The sequence below is a fragment of the Cyclobacterium sp. 1_MG-2023 genome, from assembly GCF_030546805.1.
GTDB lineage: Bacteria > Bacteroidota > Bacteroidia > Cytophagales > Cyclobacteriaceae > Cyclobacterium.
In genome coordinates this window covers 105,284-130,965 of sequence record NZ_JAUOPC010000008.1, presented here as the reverse complement: position 1 = coordinate 130,965, position 25,682 = coordinate 105,284, and the positions used below count along the sequence as shown (strand labels likewise).

The window sequence follows — 25,682 nt, the reverse complement described above, 5'->3', positions numbered from 1 at the left end:
GAAGAGCAGCCTGCATTTCACCAATTTATTTCTTAAACAATATGATATTATGAAAAAGTATTCAAATATATATATAATTAGTTTTGCCATATCTCTGATATGCATGACTTCCTGTAATGATTTTACAGATAGTTTGAGCGACTTGAATAAAAACCCCAATGCTTATGAGGAGGTTATTCCCGAGTTTCTCTTCACCAATTCAATGTTAGTTGGTGTGGCTTATAACTTCACCAATGGGGCAGATGGGCAGCACTTTATTTTTGCCCAGGCCATGCAACATTTTGCTACCCATTCAGAGGTAAGAGGTACAGGCGATAAATATTTCAATGAAAGTGCAGCCAGGAGTCATTGGCCGGTATACAATACGGCCCTAGCAGACAACGAGCGTGTAATCAATGCAGTGAAAGATGATCCCAATTCTATCAATTTGCTTTCTGCGGCAAGGATTTGGAAAGTATACATGTTTCATTTGGTGACAGACCTTCATGGGGATGTTCCCTATTTTGAAGCATTGAAAAGTGCAGAAGGCCTATTGCAACCCGTATATGATACCCAGGAAGTAATTTATGAAGACATGTTGGAAGAACTGGAACAAGCAGCTGCAGCTTTTAATCCTTCATTACCAACCTTTGGCCCTTCAGATTTATTTTATGGAGGAGATATAGACAAATGGAAAAAGTTTGCCAATTCCTTAATGCTTAGATTAAGTATGCGATTAACGGAAGTTCGTCCTAATCTTGCAGAAACCTGGGCCAAGAAAGCCATTGCAGGCGGGGTGATCATTGAGGATGACGAAATTGCAAAGGTTTCTTACTTGGATGGACAAATAGAACACAGTAGAAATCCTAAAGCAGCCAACCTATTGGTCCAAGATTACCAAAACCCTCAAGCAGGGGTGAGCAATACTCAGGGAGGTAAATTTGCTGAAACTTTTATTGAACATTTGAAAGCCACAGGAGACCCCAGACTGAATGTGATGTCAGTAGTTTGGGTAGATAATCCTGATGGAGATGGTTATGTTTATGATACGGCTACAAGTATTCAGAGAGGGATGAAAAATGGAGCTTTATTTGGTGAGCCGGATGACTTCCACACCTATTCTGAACCACATCCCAATACGGTTTTAAGTTATGCCAGTCCGGTTTTGACCATGACCAATGCAGAAACGAACCTTTTGTTAGCTGAGGCAGGAATCAGAGGATGGTACACCGGTAGTGTCAAAGCTGCTTATGAGGATGCTGTGAGGGCAGGCATGAGACATTGGGCGCTTTTTGGAGATGAGGGCATTATTTCATCTGAAAAAATCGAGGATTATATTGCTAGAAACCCTTTTAAAGAGGATGGGTCATTTGAAGAAAAACTAGAGCAAATTAGTACGCAAAAGTGGGTCTCTTTATTTCTTGATAATTATGAAATCTTTTCTAACTGGAGACGAACAGGCTACCCGGAGTTGATCCCTACCAATTATCCAGGAAACATTACCGGAGGAACAATTCCTAGAAGGTTAATTATTCCGGATTCTGAATTGAACCTGAATGAAGATAATTTTATGGAAGCCTATAACAGGCAAGGGGTAGGCAACTTACTTACAAGTACAGTTTGGTGGGATCCTAAATTTCCAAGGTAAAATGCTTATATTTAAATAGAATTTTGTTTGCCCTGAGCTCGATAGTCATTTTGTCGGGCTCAGGCTTTCATTTTAATCACAATTTATAACCAACGTACTATCATTACCAATGAAAAGAATAATACGCTTATTTGGTGAGAAGCCATTAAATTTTAAACAACATTTAGGAAAATCTTCATGGCTATTGATCTGCCTGATGATGGTTTCCATGGGTTTGGTTCAAGGGAACCCTGAACCTGACCCAATTTTATTTGAGATCAAAATTGAAAGACACCAGCCGGTAAAAATGAGAGATGGTGTCATACTTTATGCAGACATTTATAGGCCTGCGAAAGAAGGAAAATACCCGGTGATTTTGACAAGAACACCCTATGGCGTGCAACGTGTGGGTGTGCACCATGAGCGAATGACTAAATTTGCTCAAAGAGGTTATGTAGCTATTGTTCAGGATGTCCGCGGAAGATATGAAAGCGAGGGCGTATGGGATCCTTTTAGAGATGAAGCAAAAGATGGTTTTGACACCATCGAGTGGGCGGCAAAATTAGACTGCTCCAATGGCAAAGTAGCCACTCAGGGTGGAAGTTATTTGGGACATAACCAATGGGCTGCCGCCAGCCAAACCCCACCAAGCCTTGAAGCAATTTTCCCATCAGTGGCCTCCACCAATGTATATGCTAACTGGATTACTATGGGTGGAGCCTTCAGATTAAGCTTTAACTATGGTTGGGGAGTAGTTCGAATGCCAAATAAAATCATGTTGCCTCAGGATTGGCACACAGCGGCTTATACACCTGAAGAGCTTAAATATGAGAATATTCTATACCATCTTCCATTGAAAGATGGGGACTTGGCGAGTGCCGGAAAAGCAGTCCCTCATTACAGGGATTGGGTAGAACATGAGGCTTATGATGACTATTGGAAAGAGGTAAGTGATGAGGAAAGATTCAATAAAATCACTGTACCGGCTTACAATACCGGAGGTTGGTTTGATATCTTCGTCATGGGCACCATTAATGGGTATGTAGGTATGAGAAATCATGGTGGAACACCCGAAGCAAGAAAAGGAACGAAAATGCTTATCGGGCCTTGGGGACATGGACCATCTAAATCTAACTCATATGGGGACATGAAATTTTCAGAAGATGCTTATGTGGATCTATTTGAAGAAGAATTAAAGTATTATGATTATTATTTGAAAGGTATTCAAAATGGCCTAGACAAAGAAAAGCCGGTCCAAATTTACTATATGGGCGAAAACAAGTGGAGGCACGAAGACGACTGGCCGATTCCCGGAACGGTTTATAAAGAATTGTACCTTGGCGGAGAGGCGCCTGCAAATTCCGTAAGGGGAGGGGGAACTTTGAGTTTTGAGAAAGCAGACAAAGCGGTTACTGATACCTATGCCTATGATCCGCAACTTCCAGTGCCTACCTATGGAGGCAACAATTGCTGTGGTACACCTACCCCTGCTGGGCCAAGAGACCAAAGAGTACTAGAAAGGAGAAATGATATTTTGGTTTACACTTCTGAATTCTTAACTGAACCGGTATCCATTGCCGGGCCTGTTTCCATGAAGCTCTTTGCAGCCACCGATGGGCCTGATACAGATTGGATGATCAAATTGGTAGATGTGTATCCTGATGGAAGTGCTTACCCAATATCTGAAGGGATATTGAGGGCGAAGTTTAGGAATGGAACCGAAAAAGCGGAGCTTCTGAAAGCCAACAAGGTTTATGAGTATGAAATAACACTTACAGGTACGGCCAATGTTTTCAAGCCGGGGCACCGAATAAGGGTAGACATTACCTCAAGTAATTTCCCTCAATTTGACAGGAACCCCAACACCGGTAAGCCACTGGGAAGCAGTGATGAAACGAGAGTTGCTCAACAAACGGTCCATCATGGAGGGCCAAGGGCAAGTCATATCATCCTACCCATTGTGAAAGGCTTTGACTAAATAGCTTTACAATCAACAACCACTTATAACCACTAATGCAATGATCCATTCTCTGAAATTTATAGGGGAATGGATTATTTTCTTGTATAAATTTGACCTTGCGGGTTTAAAATTAGCTTGATTTAGGCAAAATTGTACCATTCATCAAAAAGAGACGATCAAAATTAACAATATTTACTTATATTAAATTTAGATTCGCATATTTGATGGTCTTATATTACCCATATATTTTAAATTCACTTCTGTTATGACAATTAAAATTCATCAAATGCTTTTGCTGGCAATTTTCCTTTTGGTAGGCCAGGTTCAATCTTCTTTTGCACAAAGTTCAGGTAACGATCCCGAAGCCAAATTACAAGAAATGGGGATCATTCTTAAAACACCCGGTGAGCCTACTGCTAATTTTGTTTTGGCAGTTCAAGTAGGAAACCTTGTATTTCTATCAGGACACGGCCCTATGCAAGAAAATGGAGAATACATGAAAGGTAAACTAGGATCTGAATTAACGGTTGATGAAGGCGCACTAGCAGCTCGATTAACCGGTATTTCACTTTTAACTTCACTAAAACATACAATAGGATCACTTAATAAGGTCAAAAGAATTGTAAAAGTCCTAGGAATGGTTAATGCTGCTCCTGATTTTAAACAACATCCAATAGTGATGCATGGCTTTTCCGATTTTATGGTTGAAGTATTTGGCGAAAGTGGTAAGCATGCACGCTCTGCAGTAGGGATGGGGTCTTTACCTTTTGGTATTCCGGTGGAGATAGAAATGATCGTAGAATTGAAAGAAGACTAATAAAGATTTAACAAATTGGCTAACCTTTATAATACCATTTGCTTTGAAAATTCATGGGATTTATAAATTAATAATAGCATGTTCCCTGTTGCTTTTCATCGTAGCAATGGCAATGCTTTTAACTCAGCATACGGAATATATTGGACCAGTTCTGATGGCGTTTTTTTTATCAACGGCCATTGGAGTCAGGGCCTTTCAAGCTACAAAAGGTCTTTCCTTTACTCTAATAATACTGACGGTTGTTACTACAGCATTAAATTTCCCGGATTATTTCCTTGAATTCAGAGGCTATGAACTGGCCGGTTTAATCACCCCATTGATCCAAGTGATCATGTTTGGTATGGGAACTTCCATGGGGTTCAAAGATTTTATTGCATTAGGAAAATCCCCTAAATCAGTAATTGTAGGCGTGTTTGCACAATTTTTATTGATGCCATTGATCGCTTTCGCACTAGCTTCGGCAAGCGGTTTTTCTCCGGAGATTTCTGCCGGCCTTATTTTATTGGGATGTGCACCTGTATCTGTGGCTTCACCAGTTTTTGCTTTTTTGGCAAAAGCAAACGTAGCTCTTTGCATCACAATCGTTTCGGTAACCACTCTTTTAGCCCCCTTGTTTATCCCTGTATTAATGAAATTTTATGCAGGAGGATTTATTCCTATTGATGTGATGGGTATGATGTGGAGTATCGTTAAAATGGTACTTTTCCCTATCGGTGCAGGCTTGATTTTCAATAAGTTTTTACATGGAAAAGCCAAATGGTTGGATGCTTCCATGCCTATTGTTTCAATGGTAGGAATTGCATTAATTGTGGCCATTATCATGGCTGCCGGTAGAGATAGCTTATTGAATATGGGCTTGATGTTGGTCTTGATGGTGTTGCTGCTTAATTTGCTGGGATACTTATCAGCCTATTGGTTGGCTCGATTATTTAAGTTGGAAGAACAGGATTGTAGAACAATATCCATTACTACGGGCATGCAGAATGCAGGCTTAGTATCCGGAATAGCCAAAGAAATGGGTAAGATCGCAACAGTTGGATTGGCTTCTGCAGTATGTGGTCCATTAATGGGTTTTACCTCTTCTGTAATGGCCTCCTATTGGAATGGAAAACCACCTTTGAAACCTATTAAAGAGGATTTAGACCAACAGCCCAAAATTGATGAAAACCTCCAATAAATTATAACTATAATCAAAACCAAGGTGGCTGTAAGCCAAAAATTGGTAGAAGATTATTTTTGTTTAGTATCGGAAAAACAAAGACTTAAAATTAAAATGAAAAAAGTATGAAAACCAACTACAAAAAACACTTGGCTTTTAAAGGAATGCTGCCAGGAGTGATTTTGCTGATGAGCATCTTTAGCTTTAATACCTTTGCACAAGTAGCTAAAGAAAACCTTCGTCCTGCTGCTATTGGGAAAAAAGGCATGGTGGCCACAGCCAATCCTTTGGCAAGTCTTGCCGGTCAAAAGGTTTTGGCCAATGGAGGCAATGCCATTGATGCCATAGTGGCTGCAGCAGCTTCATTGAATGCTGTAGAGCCGTATATGTCCGGTACTGCCGGCGTAGGCTATATGCTTTTTTATTCTGCCGAAGAAAATAGGGTAAGATCTCTTGTTTTTGGAGGATGGGTGCCCAAGTCTTTTAAAACCCAATCCTTGAAGGGTGAAGCAAAGGCTGCTGATGGCGCAGGTCATGGAGCCATTGAGACTGTAGGTCCAAGGATTGTTGCCATTCCGGGTAATTTGGCTGGATGGAATAGGGCTTTAGAGGATTACGGAACCATGTCTCTCAAAGAGGTTTTTGAACCGACCATTGAATATTTAGAAAATGGGGTTCCGATTACTGAGTTTGATCAGGCTATGTGGAGGGGAACTGTAGAAAGGGTAAGACCTCACAAAGAGTCCAGAGCCATCTTATTTAAGGATGGAGAAAATCCATACGAAATTGGAGATATTTTCACCAATAAACCTTTGGCAAAAACCATGAGGAGAATAGCGGACGAAGGTATTGAAGTATTTTATCAAGGAGATATTGCCGAGCAAATTGCGGCGGCATTCAAAAAAGATGGTGGCTTTATCACTGTGGAGGACTTGGCAATGGTACCGGGTCGTGTGCAATGGACAGATCCCATTTCAATTGACTATAGAGGATATAAAGTGTACAATAACCCTCCTCCGGGAATGGGTATTCAGCAATTACAAACCCTTAAAATAATGGAGGGCTTTGACTTACAAGCTATGGGGCACAATAGTACAGAATATTTAGCCCATTTGATGGAAGCCATTTATTTGAGTAGGATTGATACGGATAAGTATGTGGGTGACCCTGAATATGTTGATGTGCCGGTAGACAAATTGCTTTCTGACAGTTACCTTGACGAACAGCGTAAGAAAGTGGTTGAAAGGGTTAAGAATCGCAAAATAGCAGATAAAAGTGATTTTACTGAGTCTGAGCTTGAGTTGTTGGGCAGTTTAAAAGACAAAATGGATCCCAAATACCAGTATGCAACCACCAGCCTTTCTGCCATGGATCAATGGGGTAACGCAGTGGTAATTATACAAACCCATGGTGGAGGATTTGGTTCTGGATATGTCGCCGGAAAAACAGGGTTGATTTTCAATAGCGCCATTGACTGGATGGAAAAAACACCGGGATTAGCGAATAGTGTTGAGCCTTGGAAAGCCGTAGGTTGGTGTGTTGGAGGAATGATGCAGTTCCACAAGGATGGCAAACCTGAACTAGTAGTAGGTTCTCCCGGTAGCTTTGGTATTTTGCAGTCGGTACCCCAAGTAGCCATGAATTATATTGATTTTGGGATGAATATTCAGGATGCCATAAGTGCTCCTAGATTTCGTTGGAAAGACGAATTGGGATCCGTGCCTGCCAAAGAAATTATCATTGAAACCCGTGTAGACAATCAGGTGCTTAAAAGTTTAAGACAAATGGGCTATCTATTGGATACAAGTTTGGGCGATTGGTCCATGACAGTGGGAGGAGCTCAGGGTGTTTCCATCGACAGAAAATCCGGCTGGATAATGGGAGGAGCAGATCCCAGAAGAAACGGATATGCCGTGGGCTGGTAGCCGATAATTGCCGGAAAAGTCTTTTCGGTCGATAGCAATGATTGAAAAGACAATCTGGTTATTTTAATGGGGCGATTTGACATGATTGATTACAAAAAGCAAGTGATCGGACCCTCAAAAGAATCATAATACTTAAACCGCTATCAATACATAAATGAATAAGGAAATAGAAAATCCAAGAAGAAATTTCATAAAGAAATCAGCTTTGGCAGCCACGGCCATCAATTTATCAGGCATGTTCTGGGAGACAGAGGCTAAAGCCATGGCCAAAGTGATTGAGCTAAGCAGTGACAAGCCTGCTTCTGAGCAAAAAACAGTCGCATTGATTGCCAATATCTATCGGAACAGTGCCCATGCTGATGTAATCGCCACCAAGCTTTTTGCTGGTATTCCTACGGATGATGGCATGGTAGCTCCACAGGTGAAAATTGTATCCGTATGGATCGACCAGATCGGAGATAATGATACCGGAGTGCGAATTGCCGGAATGAATGGTGCCAAAATGTACGATACCATCGCCGGAGCACTCACATTGGGAGGTGATAAGCTTGCTGTGGATGCGGTGATCTATGTAGGGGAACATGGGGACTATGATAAAAGTCGCTATGGCATAAAAATGTACCCGAGAATGAATTATCTGGAGCAAATTTTCAGGGTTTTTGATGCCTCAAACAAATCGGTTCCATTGTTCAATGACAAGCACCTTTCTTACAGTTGGTTGGACAGTAAGTGGGTGTATGACAGGTCTAAGGAGCTGAATGTGCCGATGATGGCAGGATCTTCCCTGCCTTTCTGTTGGAGGGATCAGCCATTGGAACATCCCTTAGGAGTGAAAATATCAGAGGCTGTAGCCATCGGTTATCACTCTCTGGATGCTTATGGTTTCCATGTGGCAGAGATTCTGCAATGCATGGTGGAAAGAAGAGAAGGAGGAGAAACTGGTGTTTCCAGTGTACTTGGACTTACCGGAGCCGATGTATGGAAAGCCATGGACGACGGCCGAATTAATTTAGATTTGGTGAATGCTGCCTGCAATAAGATACAAGGTAGAGAAAAAGGAAATATGCGGGATTTGGTGAAAGATCCAAATGCAATCATCGTTGAATACACAGATGGCACCAAAGGAGCAATAGTGATGCTAGGAGGCTATGTCAATCAGGGATGGGCTTATGCTGCCAACACCGCCCAAGGCCAGGTAGCGACGGAATTTGTCTTGGATGGAAGCATGAGTTATTCTCATTTCAGTTACCTGACATTAAATATCCAGAAGTTCATTGTCACCGGAAATCCTACAGCTCCGGTGGAGCGGACATTGCTTACCAGTGGTATTTCAGACATGGGTATCCGGTCTCTGGTAGATGGTAAAAAAATTGAAACACCTTTCTTGAATATTAAATATTCAGCAGCAGGTTTTGAGCCTATAAGACCTACGGCCCCACGTCCTGAAGGGCAAAGCGTAGGACCATGGCCTCCTAAAGGTTATGAATTTATCATTCCTGAAAGATTTAAAAAATAGTAATTGGGAGCAGTCTCAAGGCTTTTCCAAAAGAGTGCAAGCGTCATCTACGAGGGATTCTATTCCCCGGTAGATGACTTTTTTATTGATTCGCACAGCTTTTTAAAGCTAGCATTAACAGGATAGGCACTTTTTAATTTTTATTTTGAGAATTTAATGTTGAATTGTTGATCTTAAAACGCGCTGAGCAAGGCGACATATAATAACGGTCCCGCTAATCCAGGCGCATCAAAATCCCCCTTTAAAGGGGGCAGGGGGATTTTTTTACGTGAAATGTAAACCCAAAGTAGTATTTGAATAATAATCGGTAAACTTAATTTTGGACAATTCAGCTATTCCATTTTCGTTAAAATCCCCCTAGCCCCCTTAGATTAAGGGGGAGTTGCAGCAAAGGGCTTTTGAGGCCAATCTGGTGTAATTTGTTTGGGCCGAGAAAGTGAAATGTAAAAATGTATCCGCTAATTTGAACTATACAAATCCCCCTTAAGGGGCAGGGGGATTTTTTTATCAATACATTGACCCGTCCTGAAAAAAGTTTACAGTTTTAAAATTTATTGTATGTTAGTACTGCCCCAAGTTTACATAGCATATTACTCCTAATTAGCCCAAACCCGCACACATCTACAAAAAGTAAGGCTTTGAAACCCACTTGGATTATCGGACATTTCTATTATATCGGCCTTACGGAAATCAATAAAATGGACTACCCAAAATGACATAATCCGGCTTAATTTGGAAAAACATTTTTAATTATTAAGCCAAAGCCCTAATTTTCCCAATCATAACAATAAATTATATACTTAATGGGAAAATATACGCCAATAATAGCCGGCTTTCTTGCGGTTCTTGGCCTTTCGTCTTGCGAGCAAACAGCTGAAAAGCAAGAGGCTGCCGAACGACCAAATATCGTTTTTATCATGTCTGATGACCATGCCTATCAGGCCATATCAGCCTATGACAATAAACTGATCGAGACGCCCAATATCGATAGGATTGCAGAAATGGGTATGCTTTTCACCAACGCTTCGGTGACCAATTCCATTTGTGCCCCTTCCAGGGCCACCATACTAACCGGAAAGCACAGCCATATCAATGGTAAGGTAGATAACCACTTTCCATTTGATACCACCAATGTAACATTCCCTCAGATTTTTCAGGAGGAAGGCTACCAGACCGCCATGTTTGGTAAATTGCATTTTGGCAACAACCCTAAGGGATTTGATCAATTCAAAATCTTACCCGGGCAAGGAAAGTATTACAACCCTGTCTTTATCACCAAGGATGAAGGTAAAATTGAAGTTGAGGGTTATGTTACAGATATCATTACCGACATGACGCTGAATTGGTTGGAAAATGAGCGTACAAAAGAAGACCCTTTCTTGCTTTTTTACTTGCACAAAGCGCCTCACAGGGAGTGGCTCCCTGCAGGCAGACATGTTGAGGAGTTTACCCAGAGGAGTTTCCCGGAGCCTCCGACGCTATTTGATGATTATTCAGGTAGAGGTCGTGCGGCCCATGAAGCTGAAATGAATTTACTTACAGACATGCACTGGGGTGGAGATTCCAAAATTCCACCGGCAGTAATGGATGAATTGGGAATTGCTCCCAATTCTAGCTGGGACAAGGCAGCCTTTGATGGAGAGGTAGGGCGGATGAATCCTGAACAGCGTGCTGTTTGGGATGCGTCTTATAATAAGGTTATCGAAGATTTCAAAAAAGCCTATCCAAATATGACAGATGAGGATAAGATGAAGTGGAGGTATCAGCGTTATATGCAAGATTATTTGGGTACCATCAAAGCAGTGGATGAAAACGTGGGACGTGTGTTGGACTATTTGGAAGCCAACGAGTTGATGGATAACACGATTATTGTTTATACTTCTGATCAAGGTTTTTACCTGGGAGAGCATGGCTGGTTTGACAAGCGCTTTATTTATGATGAATCGTTCAAAACACCTCTATTGGTGGCTTGGCCTGGGAAAGTAGCTCCGGGAACTCAATCCAATGAGATGGTCCAAAACCTGGATTTTGCCCAGACTTTCTTGGCTGCTGCAGGGATAGAAGCTCCCGCAGACATGCAGGGTGAAAGTCTTTTGCCACTATTGACAGGAGAAGGAGAATGGACACGTGATGCCGTATATTACCACTATTACGAATACCCCTCTGTACATATGGTAAAGCGCCATTACGCCATCGTCACCAAAGAATACAAACTGGTACATTATTATTTTGATGCGGACGAATGGGAATTGATCGATAGAATCAATGATCCAATGGAACTAAAAAATGTCTATGATGATCCTGCCTATGCCGACATCCAAGCCGAACTGCATGAAAAACTGGACGGATTAAGAGAAAAATATGGGGACAATTCAGAAATCTCCCAAAAATACCTGAATGAGTATTTGGATTTCCTTCAGGAAAGAGAATCCTACGCAGGAGGAAAAAACACCGAGTTATTGGACAAAATATTTGAAGGTAGAGAGCTTTCAGATAAATAAAACCCACGACCCAACCGGTTTTAAGTTTTAATGCATATATCCCTCCGTTACCGCGGAGGGATTTTTTTTTCGTAAACCGTAAATCCAGAATCAATTAAAAGCGCAATTAATGTAGTTGAAATGGTCTGAGCAAATTCAAAATCAGCGATAAAATCGTCAGTCTGAAAAGCACAAAGTCCCCCTTTCTCTTAAGGGGGACAAAGGGGGATTTCTGACGCAAATATTCTAAAATATCAGGTTTAAATTGTAAGCCTTTTTATGTCAAATCAATTGCTTAAAATTTACCATTCTTTACAAATTCCTCTGCGGGAAAAATTGATTTATTGTTGTATTGGCACCTTGGAAACGGAAGAAGTTTGATGGTAGAATTCGGATAGGGTAGTAAAAGCACTTAGCTCAGCCAATCCTGCTACTTTATACCAATCCATTTATAGATATTCCTTTCGATAAAACCTTATTCTCCATAATATTTACTAAATTTATTCCACTAAAAACAAGCAAACCAAACACTCAATTAACCAATTGTATGGGATTATTCAATTCATTATTAGGCAATGCCGGGGTCGTAGACAAAGAAACCCTGCTGAAAGATTTCGGGAAAATTTTAATCGCTGAGGAACAAATCGAAACAGGTTTCAAGCTGATTCGAGATACCTTTATTTTTACCAGCAAGCGATTGATCCTGGTAGACAAACAAGGCATTACCGGAAGAAAATCAGAATACCTTTCCCTGCCCTACAAAAGCATTTCAAGGTTCAGCATAGAGACCGCCGGCACCTTTGATTTGGATGCGGAATTAAAGATTTGGATTTCCAGTGACCACTTGCCTGCTGTAAGCAAAAAATTCAATAAGTCAGTAGATGTATATGAAGTCCAGAAGCTTCTAGCGAGCTTTGTAATGGGCTAGCTGAGAAGGAGCAGATGGTTTTTGTCATTGCCACTAAAATTGTACACTAACAAAGTACCACCCAAGATAATCCAAATCATGAATAATATTATTTTCACTCTTTTCTTTCTAACGTTTGTTTTTGCCTCCCTCAATGTATCTGCACAAGACCGACCCAATATTGTGTTGATTATGGCCGATGACCTTGGAGGGAGAGATTTGCCTGCTTATGGCAATCGATTCAATGAAACCCCCAATATAGACAAATTGGTCAGCCAGGGGATGTTGTTTAAAAATGCCTATGCTGCTCCCGTATGTTCACCAACCAGGGCCAGCATACAAGCTGGTCAATATCCGGCAAGAGTAGGGATTTTTGATTTTATTTCCGGTCATTGGCGACCCTACGAAGAAGTGACGGTTCCCCACCACAAGGTACAGCACCTTCCCAATGAAATCTCAACCATCGGCAACGCCATGCAGGATGCTGGTTACAAAACCGGCTATTTTGGGAAATGGCATCTGGGAAACAATCCCGAGCACTTGCCCAATAGCAGGGGATATGATCAAGCCTATATGTATGCGGGTGGTGGTTTTTATCATCCAAAGTTTGTTCCGGAGTATAAAGGGAAGCAAAAGAACCGGTTGAGTGAAACCCTCACCGCCATGGGCATTGATTTTATTGAAGCCAACAAAGCCGAGCCGTTCTTTCTATTTATTTCTCATTATGATGTACACGTACAGTTGGATGCGGATAGGGACTTGATCGATAAATACCTCAACAAGCCCAAAGATCCGGACTATCCAAGCAATGCGGTGTATGCAGCTATGATTACCCATATTGACGAAAGTGTGGGAGCCATAATGGAGGCAGTTGAGGAAAAAGGCTTGATGGACAATACTGTATTTATCTTCTATTCTGACAATGGAGGAGTGGACAACCGTTTTGACAATATTCCATTGTTGGGAGGAGAGAGCAAAGATGTCTATCCTGAAGAGCATCCTTTACGTTATATTGCAACTTCCAATGCGCCCTTTAGAGCGGGAAAAGGAACGCTTTATGAAGGAGGAATTCGCGTACCTTTAATTGTGCGCTGGCCGGAAAAGGTAAAGGCAGGGAGTAATTCGGAAGCCATCGTTTCCAGTGTGGATTTTTATCCTACCTTCTTGGAATTAGGCAAAGGCAAGGAGCCGCAAGGTCAAGTCTTGGATGGGGTTTCAATGGTTTCGCCTTTAACAGCAAACAAATTTGATCCGGAGAGGGAAGTGTTTACCCATTATCCGGTTTACCACCATGAGGTACCCATGTCTGCATTGAGAAAGGGAGATTGGAAAGTCATAGAAAATCTGGTTACCGGCGAATTTGACTTGTACAACCTGAAGTATGACATCATAGAAATGACAGATCTGAAATTCAGTTATCCGGATAAGTTGGTCGAAATGAAGCAGGCTTTAAAAAAATGGCAAGTCGCCACCAATGCCCAATACCCCGTACCCAATCCAGATTTCGATCCGGAAAAAAGATACGAATGGGGCACCAATCCTTTCAGGTAGAGAAAGGTAGTATAGTAAATAATTAACCAATAAGAGGGCAGCTAGACTCAAAGCATTAAAGGATGATGTGGAATATTGGACAGTTCATTTTTGAATAATTTTCGCAATTTAAGTTCAAAGAACAATGCTACCCTTTCCTTGGAAATTAAATTTTGCACTTAACGCAGTGACCAAGGGTAAATATCATTGAATCTAGACAAAGCCTTGGAGGGGCGAAATACCAAAGCCAGGGGTGTAAGCCCCTGGTAAATCAATAGGAATGCCACGATTTTGGCGGTATTGTTGCCTTTTTTTCCGCAACAATGCTGACAAAATCACAACGATACTGCTATATTAGGTAGTGGGATTAATGTCTATCGATTTTGAATTGGGTTATTGTAATGATTCTATGTCGAGAGAGTAACGTTCACGATTTTAATAAGATGGTGAAGCCCAATTTACAGAACCCGAAGAAGCCTAAAGGGCTTCAATAATAATAACCGTGTGGTGTCAACCCACGGAAACCGAAATAAAACATCAATCGATTTTGGCGGTATTGTTGCCTTTTTTTCGCAACAATACTGACAAAATCAAACCTAACATACAGGTTCAAACAAAAATCAAAACACCACTATGCCCTTCACCCAAGCACTCAGCCACCTACTCTCCTGCAAAGGATTCACTCAACTCCTAATCTTGCTAAGCTTCCTGGCTTGCGAAACCCCAAAAACCGAACCTTACCAAGACATTGCTTTCTACAGTGATGCTTTTGCCACGGAACGAAATTACAGGATTTACCTGCCGGGAGATTATGCCGAGCAACCGGACAAGCAATACCCGGTGGTGTATTATTTTCATGGCTATGGAGGCAGGTACAAATGGGATACTTATGACTTGGAAGACGATGTGCATTATCCGGAAAACGGTAGGTTAGAACCGCCCTTTGTAATGGAATGGGAAAAATACGCCCGGGAAAAAAAACTGATCATCGTGACCTGGGATGGCTATGAGCCCAACCTTTCCCCTGGTAGAAAGGAGCGGGAAGGCATAACCTATGGCAATGCCCTGCCTTATGATTATGTACGAGCCCATGAAATGGAACGGGAACATTGGGGCTGGGATTTTAGCGCCCATTTCAGGGAGCTGGTAAAGCATGTAGACCAAAATTTCCGAAGCATTCCTGACCGCAGTAAAAGAGCCATCACAGGCCTGAGCATGGGCGGCTTGACCTCCTACTATGTAGCCGGACAAAACAAAGACTTGGTGGCCTCCGTCAGTGCCTTCGATCCTGCCGCTAACCTCCCTTACTACGGCCCTAAAGGCCGACAGGTGGTTTTCCCCGTCCTGGAAATGCACCGCTCCCTAAAGGGTTTGGCCGTGCGCTTGACCAAGACCGATGGGGACTGGCTCAAATACAACAATTGGCACATGACCCAGCTTTTTGGAAGTGCTGACCTTAGCCATTTTGAAACCCATACCGCAGACTACCCCAATCACTGGACAGCAGATACCGAACAGCAACTGGATTTTCACCGCAATGAATTTGCCAAGACCCCCGCGCTGCCTGCCAAATGGAACCATGTCAATCCGGGTTTTGACAATTTCGAAGTGTTCGGAAATACTTTTAAGATCAAGCGAGAAATTCCGGCCCTAACCTTGATAGAAAATGCGTCTGCAAACAAATTAAAGATTTTGTCCCGAACTTTTATTCCCGATGGACCCATCGTTCGGGAAGAAAGCATTGCTGTCAATACGGCAGGAAGCTATGCGCCTGGGGAAGCCTACCTTCTGCGATCGTTCAATCTTTCTACACTTGCTTTTGAAGCAGACAGCCTGGTAAAGGCAGACAAAGAAGGAAAGCTGGACTTTGCATTGCCCGGTGGAGGCCATTGGCTGGGAATCAACCGAGAAGCCGAGCCAAGAGCCCAACTTTCCCTGCTATTTCCCAACAATCAGGAGCATTTTTACTTTGAGGAGGGAAAAACAGAAAGCCTGCCTTTCTCCCTGGTCAATATAGGCAATGCTCCGGCTCAGGAAATCGAGATCATCCCGATCAGCCGGCATCCGGATTTACAAATAAGCCCCGAAAAAATCACCATCTCAGCCCTGGAAGCCAAAGCAGCAATCGATAGCGAGCAGGCCTTTCAATTTACTTTTGGGCGCTATTCCGATTCCAGCTTTGTGGCCGGGGTGGATTTTGTGATCAGGGCAGACCGACAAGTGGCCGATACCCTTAGGGTCATGGCTTTTGCCGCTCCCAAAGCCATCTACAGCCCCAAGGAAGACCTGATCCTTCTGGATGGAAGAACGGTGCCAGAGGTGCCGATATATCAGCAGGGAATGGATAGCATTGTTTTCAAAGCTTTGACGGGCGGAGAAGGCAATGGCAATGGTATCTGGGAAGCGGGAGAGGAGGTACTGCTCTACCTGCGCCTGCCACAGGGCCTGGCCCCTAAAGACACCAATACCTTTCACCCCACTTACCTGCTCAACCATCCGGCACAGCCTTATGTCCAGGTCAACAAGATGCACTACCTGGAGCGAAAAAATCAGGCCAGCGCTACCACTGAGCTTACTCCAATGACCCTCTCAAAAGATACGCCCAAAAACCAGGAACTGGACCTCCGGCTAAGGGCCGAAAGTCTCTACAATGACAAAAACGACAGCACCTCCAATGCCACTATCTATGCCAATCAATTTCATTTTAGAAGGGTGAAGCTGGGGATTTACTAAGCTTGCCCCAAATGTTTTTTTGAAGAGATGGGGATGTTTTTTGCGTGTAGCGTATATATTTTTTTATATTGAAATCATAATTAGCAGATAAATAGCCTAATTATTGATGTTTTTATAGAGTTAATTTAATTGAATAAAACGATTTATATATTTTAATTTATTTTATATAAATTGTTTTTTTTGTTTTTATTTATTATTTTAATTTCTAATTGAATATTTCAATCTAATTATTTGCAAATTTTTTATAGTTTGAGGAATATGGAAAGAGATAATTTAACTAGTGTTTTTATACGATCTTTTTTTATTTTTATTTTCTGTTTAACAGTAAATAATTATGGCTTTTCTCAAGATCAACATGTAACTTTTCCATCACCTAATGCCTATTCATTAGTAAAATATACTCCTTCTACTGTTAATCATTACACAGGCATTCCTGATATTAGAATTCCATTGTATACTGTTGATTCAAAGGAGCTTTATACCAATATTGAATTGTCCTATTTTGCAGGAGGGGTTAAAGTCAATGAATTTCCCAACTGGGTGGGCTCCGGTTGGTCTTTAAATGTAGGAGGTGTTATCACGAGAGCAATTGGAGGAATAAATGATGATGAAGAATCTATTGGTTTTTACTATACAGGACATTTATTAAAAGACAATTGGCCTAACCCATCAGATAATTATTTAGAAAGTCAAAGAGTAGGACTTGTAGATGGAATGCCTGATATGTTTTATTATAATTTTAATGGAAAATCCGGAAAGTTCTTTTTTGATAACGATGGAGGGATAAGAACTCTTCCCTATGCCAATATCAAAATTGAATTGGTGGATAAAGGTTCTATCTTCAAAAACTTCGGTTCTGTTATATTTCGTTGTAGTGGTTTTAAAAAGTGGAAAATTACAGATGAAAATGGGGTGATTTATTATTTTGAAGAATTGGAATTATCAAAATCAGAATTAGCAACGTTCAACCAAAAAGGTGGTTCCGGGGATGTAAAAGATATAGTCACAAGCTGGTACCTTACAAAAATCGTGTCTCCTAATTTAAAAAATGAAATTCTTTTTGAGTATGATTATTCAAACTTTGATACCTCATCATCTCTCTATGAATACCAGTCCATCGCAATTGGTTATTATACCTATCATGGAAGTAATATTTTTCTTGGTAATGGGAGTTTGACACATATGGGAGGCTTTCCTCAGAATAGAGGTCAAACGATAAGTAGAAATTACAGGCATAATTTAAAAAGGATAGTTTTTGAGAATGGAAGACTTGAGTTTTTTACTTCAGTTCGAAATGATTTGCCCCACCCTGCCATGCAGTATTCGTTTTCTTCATTCAAATTAGATTCTATATTGTTAAAGAACAATCAAAATGAGATTAAAAGAAGGTTTGCTCTTGAATTTATCGACAAGCCCAGCCAAAGATTAACACTGAAAAAATTAATTGTAGACAAGGATCAAGTTTATTCTTTTGAATACAACAACATGCACTTGCTACCCGGGTATAGTAGTAGAGATACCGACCATTGGGGATATTTTAATGGGGCAGGTAATATTGGTACAGGATTGATTCCAACTTTTTCATTTTCTTCCCAAACTTTTCAAGACAAGACTTATCCTGGAATTAATAAAGATCCTGATAGTGAAAAAATGAAATATGGGGTTTTAAATAAAATCACTTGGCCCACAGGTGGGAGCAGACAGTTTTTTTATGAGCCCAATGACTATAGTTTTATTAATGAGAATCCCCTGGCAGAGGATGGATGGTCTGCATGGAACTATATCGATTCATCTATAGCGTCTTCAGTAACTTTCAATTCTTTAGCACAAGTTCAGCTGTGGTATGAATGCAGTACGGATGGGGTTGCCTATGGCAACAATATCGAACCTTGCGCTTCTGTGCTTACTCCTTGGAACTTCAATTTTACAGGAACCTTCGATCTCACCACATATATACCTCAATATACCGGAGAAATAGATGTCAGAGTCAAGTTAAAATACAGGCTTTTGGAAGAAGGTTCAATAACAAAAAAAATAGGAGGTGGAATACGTATTGCTGAAATTCATGATGTTGATCAATTTAATCCACCCATCGTAAAGAAATTTGAATATACCCAAGAAGGAAATAGTGAGCTTTCGTCCGGTGTTGCTGGTAGTGATTTTAAATACCATGTTTCTTTTACATCCGGTAATAAAACCTCTGGTTATTTCGCTACCGGAGTTAAAGCTTACTCTCATTCAGCTTTTCCTATTTCAATGACTCAAAATCGTCCTATAGGTTATCAAAGGGTTGTGGATAAAATAGAAGGTATGGGAGAGTCAGTGTACGAGTTTTCTTCCTTTTATGACTATCCTGATCAAATAGGTTTACAGAGTAATCCTTATGAAATGCCATTGGTAGCTAAAAAGAGTTTTGAGCATAAAAGAGGTAAGTTGATTTCTACAACCCAGAAGGATGGTTTAGAGAATATTGTCAAAAATAAAAGGATACTTGGTTACCAGACCCTTGTCTCGGGTGAACCGGTAAAGGTGTGGCAATCGTTTCCTTTTATAACAGTTGTATTAACTTTTGGTAGAAGTTCATTTGCACCTCAATTTCTTCTAGTAACATTAGAAGAATCTACAGCTTTTACCATGTCGTCTGAATCTTTTAAACCCAGATATGAGGTTGAAGAATTGAATTCTTTTGACGCTAATTTTAAGGTTGAAAAATCATTTAATTACAATTCGTTTCATCAACTAAAAAGTAAAACTGTAATTAATTCAGATATGGGATTTATGAAAGATGTTTATAAATATCCTTTGGAGATTGACAATCCATCCAAAGAAATTTCACATTTGGTAGATAAAAATATAGTCAGCGAACCTATTGAGGCTGTTAAATATGGTGAAAATGGCGTTGTAAATGGGCAGGCAAGAAAATGGAAAATTAAATCTGGAGAGGTTTTATTGGATGAAATTCTACATATAGAAACAAATGTTCCAATAAAAAATTTTTCCCACTCAGTGGACGGGATTTCATTTCATGAGTCTTTTGTAAAAAAGACCAAACTAGGCTACGATCATGCATTTAATATTAACCAGATAGAGGAGTTAGATCAAAATAGAAGGGCAATTCTATGGGATTATACTGATAAATTACCGGTATGTGAAGTGCAAAACTCCCGTCCTGATCAAATTTCTTATACATCATTTGAAAACCAAGAGAAAGGAGGGTGGACTTATAGGGGCAACTCGGTTTCTTCTATTGGCTCGAGAACGGGTAGTAGGTATTATGATTTGGGAACAGGAAGTATTTCCAAAACAGGAATAGAGGCTAATGCAAATGAAAAATACTTGCTTACATTTTGGGTAAAGCGGGCCAGTGGTTCAGCAAATTGGGAGTTTATGGGGCAGACAGAGGAATTAGACAATAAATGGAAGTTAATTCAAAGGATAATTACGGAAAATAAGCTTACCATTGAAGGAAGCGGTTTGCACTTGGATGAATTACGGCTACACCCAATAGATGCCGGAATGAACACCTATACCTATGATCCTTTGGTTGGACTGACATCTAAAACAGATGCCAGAAATTACACCTTGTATTATGAATACGACTACATGGGGCGACTGAAAGCAATCAGAGATGATAATGGGCAGTTAAAGGAATTTTACGAGTACAACTATCAAACAAGTGGTTTAACCCCTTAAAGTATAGGAGAGATGGGGAAATTATTTTTATTAATTCTAGTAGTTTTTCTTATCGAGGTAAGGCTTGTAGCTGCACAAAAGATAGAAGAATTTGATGCCCAAATGTTAATTGGATATTGGCAAACGGATTCTGTAAATCAGTTGTCAGCTATAAATAATGTCCTTTCGGCAAAGGATTCATTGAACAGAAAGGTTACTTCTGAAGAAATGAAACAGGCCATTAAGTCCAGGTCTTTTATTTTTTCAGAGGACGGAATATTTACTGCCCAATGGGTAATGGGTAAAAGACAAAATATTGTTGACGGTAAATGGAAAATTGAAGGTACATCGCAGATAGCTATTGAGATAAATGGAATAAAAACCAGTTATTCCGTGCGAGCTAACGGAAAAGATGGAATTTTATTAATACCAATGAAGGCGCGTCGTGGGCAAATCCATGAGTTATATTTTACCAAGAAGAATGCAAAATGAAGCCTTATATTTTTTCACTTTTATTCTTTATTTATGGGCAATCTGTATTTGGCCAAGAGGTCACTCAGGTTCAAATTTTTGGGCCAAAAACGGTTAGTCAGGGGGAGACAGTTTATTATGAGGTGAATTTTTGGAATGGAGCTTCAATGGTTTACCCAAATAATGGAATAGGTAGTATGTGGTCAGCTTCAGGTGCCATTATCAATTATGAGACTTACAATTCCATTAGTTTGACCTTCAACTCAGCCGGTTCTTATAACTTGACCTACCAGTTCATGACCTTTGATGGGAATTTTAATGACAACATACAAATACGGGTACCAAGCATAGACCCTTGTGAAGAAATAGAGGCTTCAGCAGTAAATGTTTCACGCTTTGAGAGCGGTTCAGTAGAACTTACAGCATCTCCAGCTCCTGCAGGTTTTGAATACCGATGGTTTGATTCCAACCAAAGCACTCAACTTGGTACATCACAAAGCTTTACAACACCTATTATCTCCGCAACGACTACCTACTATTTGGCTTATGAACACACCTCCTCTGGCTGTGTGACGCCTAAAGTTCCGGTAAAAGCAATAGTTGCAAACCATAATTATGTAAAGAAATATACGGCGAAAAAATCCGGGCTGAAAGAAATGACTATTGTGTCGGCTAACTCAAGCCAATCTCAAAAGCAATTCGTTTATCATGATGGACTTGGTCGTATAATGCAAACAGTGGGAAAAGAAAGTACTGTTTCGGGTAAGGATTTGATTGTACCTGTCGTTTATGATAAATTTGGAATGCAGCCCAAGGAATTGCTGCCTTTCTCTAATGCCAGCGGGCAAAAAACCGGAGATTTTCGCCCTACCGCTATTAATGAACAAGAGGCTTATTATTCGTCCCTATATGGAGCAAATCCCACAGCCTATGTAGAAAAAGATTTTGAAGCTTCCCCTTTAAATAGAGTCAACAAACAAGCAGCGCAGGGAAATGCTTGGAAAATGGGGTCCGGTAAAGAGTTGAAATTTTCTAGAAGGCCCAATACTACCGAAGAGGCTGTTCGTGTATTTACCGTAAATCAGAGAGGGCTTCCAGAAAGCAATTCAACTTTTCCTGCCAATGATCTGTGGGTAGAGATCACTGTCGATGAAGACGACAAAAGTACCCTCACCTACTCGGATAAATTAGATAGGGTAGTGTTAAAAAAAGTGCAGGATACTGCTTCACCGACGGATGAAGGCCATGCAGGCTGGCTTTGTACCTATTATGTTTATGATGCCTTTTCTAGGCTAAGAGTGGTTATACCTCCCAGGGCAACAGAAATTCTTACCAATGCCAATTGGAGTAGTGATATCAGTACCAATGCAAGCTTGGCTAAGGAACAATATTTTCGATACACCTACGATGGAAGAGGGAGGATGGTGGAAAAATTTATACCCGGAAAAGGTTTGGAATCTATGTTATATGACCGCCAAGACCGTTTAGTGGGATTGCAGGATGCAAATATGGCCAATGAAAGCCCAAAACAGTGGCTCTTTACAAAATATGATGGACTTGGAAGGGTCGTGATGACTGGAATGACCAGCTCCAATGAAGATCGGGCCAGTCTCCAAATTGTATTAAATGGAATGTCCTCAAACAATGCCAATGTAAATAAGAATACTGCTAATGTGAAAACAGGATCTTCGATTACTTCACATAAATATGAGGGGTATAAGGAGTATGTGGCTGCTAAATCCATCAGTTTGAAACCTGGATTTTCGATGAAAGCCAAAGGAAACCAAACTTTTACCGCTAGAATTGGAACAGAAAGTACCGGTACGGTGGGGGCTTGGCCGGAAGATGAAGGGGATATTTTGACTGTCAACTATTACGATTCCTATGAATTTCTAAGTGAATTTCCCTATGTTGACCATGGATTACCTTTTACCTCCCAGCCTACTACAAGGATTCACGGTTTACAGACAGGTAAAAAGGTTAAAAATTTGGAAACCGGGGAATTATATACCACCGCTATTTATTACGATGAGGAAGCCCGCGTGATTCAAACAATCTCACAACACCAGCTTGGAGGCACAGTTGTGAATTTTACTGCCTATAATTTTGAGGGTCAACCTACTCATACTTTGGTTTCAAGTAGTGGGGCTGAAATCCCCGATATCCTCCGAACATTTACCTACAATGTCGCCGGTCAAATTGCCTCGGTAACGCATAAAATTGGCTCCAATCCTGCTGTTCCCTTAGCTTCTTATGTTTATAATGACCTCGGGCAACTTGTTTCTAAATCTTTTCCAGGCCAATTAGCTATCAGTCAAACATATGCTTATAATATTAGAGGATGGCTAGATAATCAAGGGAGCAATGAATTGGGAGTATTCAAACAAAAACTCCATTACAATACCGGTAGTGAGGAGAGTTATTATAATGGCAATATTGCCGGCGTAGAATGGGAGGGGCAGGATGGTAAAGCTAGGAGTTTTGCTTACCAATATGACAATGCCAATCGACTGTTAGCTGCAAAATTTAATGCAGCAGGGGAAAATAACCATTATTCCCTCCAAGGAATCAGCTATGATGCCAATGGTAATATATTGACTATGGCTAGGTTTAACGAAAAGTCAAATAATACCTATGGAAAAGTGGATGATTTGACCTACAAGTACGATAGCAATGAGGACTTAGGAGGTCGCTATTCGAATAAATTGTTACGCGTCCAAGACGGGCTGGTCTCCAATACCTATACGGCAAAAGATTTTAAACCCAATACTGGGTCTCAAGAAGATTACAGCTATGATGCCAATGGTAACCAAACCACCAATCCCGACAGGAGGATTTCTAAGATCAGTTACAACCACCTGAATTTGCCCGAGGAGATCACTTTTTCTACAGGAGGAAAAATTAACTTTGCCTATGATGCAGAAGGAAAAAAGCTAAGCCAGACGGTTCAGGAGAACCAAGATAAGCCATCTAAAACAAGAGACTATATTGGAGAGCTGGTGTTTTTAAACGGAAACTTGGATTACATGATCCATGAAGAAGGCCGGGTAACTTATGAATCCGGAGTATATCAATATGAGTATTTTGTTAAAGACCATCTAGGTAATGTTCGACAGGTGCTTAGACAGCCTAAAACCGAAACAAAGTTGGCGACTATGGAAAGCCAACATGTACTGAAAGAGCAGGAAGATTTCTCTGGGCTAAGTGCTTCCAGGCAAACTGATCCGGAACAGAATGTAACCCCGGGTGGGGATAAAGTTGCATGGTTAAATGCAGAAAGAGGGAGGATATTAGGCCCATCAAGTAGGCAAAAGGTCTTTACAGGAGATCACCTTAACCTAAGTGTATATGGCAAATACCAGGAACAGCCACTTCAAAAAACAAACCCGGTAGGGTTTGCAAGCAGTGGAGGAAAAAGTAAAATCCTCAATGACCTCAATGAATTATCCAAAAGTACCCAGCAAGCAGGAGCTGCCAACCCGATAACGATATTAAATATGATTGGGATAGTTGCAACAGACCTACAGCAGAAAGAAACCCCAGAAGCTTACTTGCTTTATGCCCTTTATGACAGTGATGGCAACCGCTACGAAGTAGGCAAGCAGCCTTTAAGCAGAAAAGCCGCCAATCAACATGAGGTTTTAGAAGAAAAATTGTATATTTCACAAGACGGATACATGGAAACCGTCTTGGTGAATGAAACCGCTGAAGACGTTTGGTTTGATGATTTTAGTATTTCTCGGACCCCCTCAATTGTGATTCAGGAGACGCATTATGATCCTTGGGGGCTTGAGCTGACTGGGCTGGGATATCAGTATAATGGTGTTAAGGAGAACAAGTACTTGTATAATGGGAACGAGATAATAAGGGACCTTAATCTGGAAATATACGACTTCAAATCAAGATTTTACGATCCTGCTATAGGCAGGTTTATAAGCATAGATGTCCTTGCCGACCATCCCAATCAAATAGGATTGTCCACATATCAGTTCAGTTGGAACAATCCGATCAGGTTTAATGACCCGGATGGTAAATGTCCCAGCTGTTGGCCAATGCTTTATGCTGCATATCAAGGGATGAGAGCAAAATATTCAGGTATTTTAAGCCAAGCCAATGCCCCATCACAAAGATTGATTTCGCGAACGTCTGGCAATACCCCTTCAAATATCAGGATGAGTGAAACCATGAGGTCTACCATTAAGGTTACAGGGGTTGCTTCCGATATCAATGCAGTGACAGAAGTAGGTAAAACCCTTGCAAAGGAAGCGACAATGGATGTGGGAAATGCTTTGGACAAGGGTGGCGAGGTAATTTCAGATGTCGGCGTTGCGCTTGCAATTCCTACTGAGGGGGCTTCCCTAGTTCTTGTACCTGTTGGAGAAGGCCTTTCTCTAACGGGGAAGGGTATGAAAGCCACTGTGCACGCCATTACCGGTGATAATCAAAGTTTAGCGAATGAAGCAGTCAATGCGGGTGTAGGAATTCTAACAAATGGTCTTTCAGGTGCTGCTGTAAAACAATCATTGAAAGTAGGTAATATTACTAATACAGCAGAGGGAGTAATTCAAAAGACGGTTTTAGGAGGAACAGGAAGTGCTGTAAATAAAAGTGTAAACATAGTAACCGGACAATTAGATGAAGAGAAAAAACAATGATGATAATGAATTCTTACAAGCGTACAGAATTCAATTGGTAGTTGCACTAATATTTACCTTACTCATTCTAGTTATTTATTTGTTTTCATGAAATAATACGTTGGAGCTGTTGATGAAAAAAATAAATGATCCTGCAGGTAAAGCAGCTATAATCAATTTAATTGGTCTTATAGTAGTATTACTAATGATTTTATTATACTATCTTTTTGGGTAGTTTTCTTTAAGAACAATTTAAACTCTTTAGTGAGTAA

At 40.8% G+C, this 25,682-nt stretch carries 13 protein-coding genes; all 13 read left to right on the top strand.

Annotation, left to right across the window (positions count from 1 at the left end):
* Positions 1-49: 49 nt before the first annotated feature.
* The 13 genes from Q4534_RS14100 (at position 50) to Q4534_RS14040 (ending at position 25,431) form a co-directional block, all read left to right on the top strand.
* Positions 50-1,627: a SusD/RagB family nutrient-binding outer membrane lipoprotein gene (locus tag Q4534_RS14100; protein ID WP_303613793.1), complete on the top strand. Its 1,578-nt coding sequence runs from the start codon at positions 50-52 to the stop codon at positions 1,625-1,627.
* 109 nt (positions 1,628-1,736) lie between these two features.
* Complete coding sequence (locus tag Q4534_RS14095; RefSeq protein ID WP_303613792.1) at positions 1,737-3,584, top strand: CocE/NonD family hydrolase; 1,848 nt, start codon at positions 1,737-1,739, stop codon at positions 3,582-3,584.
* Positions 3,585-3,831: 247 nt separating this feature from the next.
* Positions 3,832-4,383 carry a RidA family protein gene (locus Q4534_RS14090; protein ID WP_303613791.1) on the top strand — a complete coding sequence of 184 codons (552 nt, stop codon included), beginning with the start codon at positions 3,832-3,834 and terminating at the stop codon, positions 4,381-4,383.
* Between the two features lie 154 nt (positions 4,384-4,537).
* Positions 4,538-5,560, top strand: a complete 1,023-nt coding sequence (locus Q4534_RS14085) for a bile acid:sodium symporter family protein (protein WP_368509157.1) — start codon at positions 4,538-4,540, stop codon at positions 5,558-5,560.
* 107 nt (positions 5,561-5,667) lie between these two features.
* Positions 5,668-7,467 (top strand): gamma-glutamyltransferase, encoded by a 1,800-nt coding sequence (gene ggt, locus Q4534_RS14080; protein ID WP_303613789.1) that lies wholly within the window; start codon positions 5,668-5,670, stop codon positions 7,465-7,467.
* A 154-nt stretch (positions 7,468-7,621) separates the two neighbouring features.
* Positions 7,622-8,983, top strand: a complete 1,362-nt coding sequence (locus Q4534_RS14075; RefSeq protein ID WP_303613788.1) for a hypothetical protein — start codon at positions 7,622-7,624, stop codon at positions 8,981-8,983.
* A gap of 803 nt (positions 8,984-9,786) precedes the next feature.
* Positions 9,787-11,484, top strand: coding sequence for a sulfatase (locus Q4534_RS14070; RefSeq protein ID WP_303613787.1), 1,698 nt, complete (start codon positions 9,787-9,789; stop codon positions 11,482-11,484).
* 526 nt (positions 11,485-12,010) lie between these two features.
* Positions 12,011-12,391, top strand: coding sequence for a PH domain-containing protein (locus Q4534_RS14065; RefSeq protein WP_303613786.1), 381 nt, complete (start codon positions 12,011-12,013; stop codon positions 12,389-12,391).
* A 78-nt stretch (positions 12,392-12,469) separates the two neighbouring features.
* Positions 12,470-13,921: a sulfatase gene (locus Q4534_RS14060; RefSeq protein ID WP_303613785.1), complete on the top strand. Its 1,452-nt coding sequence runs from the start codon at positions 12,470-12,472 to the stop codon at positions 13,919-13,921.
* A 612-nt stretch (positions 13,922-14,533) separates the two neighbouring features.
* Entirely contained in the window at positions 14,534-16,633 is a 2,100-nt protein-coding gene (locus tag Q4534_RS14055) for an alpha/beta hydrolase-fold protein (RefSeq protein WP_303613784.1), read from the top strand.
* A gap of 258 nt (positions 16,634-16,891) precedes the next feature.
* On the top strand, positions 16,892-20,326 hold the full coding sequence (locus Q4534_RS14050; RefSeq protein ID WP_303613783.1) for an RHS repeat domain-containing protein: 3,435 nt from the start codon (positions 16,892-16,894) through the stop codon (positions 20,324-20,326).
* Positions 20,327-20,338: 12 nt separating this feature from the next.
* Positions 20,339-20,797, top strand: a complete 459-nt coding sequence (locus tag Q4534_RS14045) for a hypothetical protein (protein WP_303613782.1) — start codon at positions 20,339-20,341, stop codon at positions 20,795-20,797.
* The gene (locus Q4534_RS14040; protein ID WP_303613781.1) at positions 20,794-25,431 is read left to right on the top strand and encodes a DUF6443 domain-containing protein; all 4,638 of its coding nucleotides are present in this window, start codon (positions 20,794-20,796) and stop codon (positions 25,429-25,431) included. The genes Q4534_RS14045 and Q4534_RS14040 overlap by 4 nt, the downstream gene beginning before the upstream one ends.
* Positions 25,432-25,682: the final 251 nt, after the last annotated feature.